Below are 509 nucleotides of genomic sequence, written 5' to 3' on the forward strand. Positions count from 1 at the left end.
GGTTCCGGAAAGTCAACTCTGATCAGAACCATCAATGGCTTGGAGCCAATTCAATCAGGCAAGTTGGAAGTTACTGGCTATGATTTGGCCGATAAGAAAACCGACATTAACAAAATTCGGAAAAACGTTGGCATGGTTTTCCAGCATTTTAACCTCTACCAAAACAAAACGGTCTTAGAAAACATTATGCTGGCTCCGCGGATCGTCCTGCACCGCGACGAAACCGAAAATCGCCAAGAAGCCGAAAAACTGCTGGAAATGGTCGGCTTGTCAGACAAAGGCGACCGCTATCCCAAGCAATTATCCGGTGGTCAGCAGCAGCGGGTGGCGATTGCGCGGTCGCTAGCCATGAAGCCGAAGGTAATCCTTTTTGACGAACCAACCAGTGCTTTGGATCCCGAAATGATTCAAGATGTTTTGGACGTCATGAAAAAAGTTGCCGAGTCAGGCATCACCATGCTGGTGGTAACGCACGAAATGGGTTTTGCCAGAGAAGTGTCAGACCGGGT

At 48.5% G+C, this 509-nt stretch carries 1 protein-coding gene; it reads left to right on the forward strand.

The genetic code is table 11. From position 1 onward, the window contains the following. A partial coding sequence (locus tag KI210_RS08565) for an amino acid ABC transporter ATP-binding protein (protein WP_212781465.1) occupies window positions 1–509 on the forward strand: 509 nt, incomplete at both ends.

Origin of the sequence: Lactobacillus corticis (genome assembly GCF_018327645.1) — a bacterium.
GTDB lineage: Bacteria > Bacillota > Bacilli > Lactobacillales > Lactobacillaceae > Lactobacillus > Lactobacillus corticis.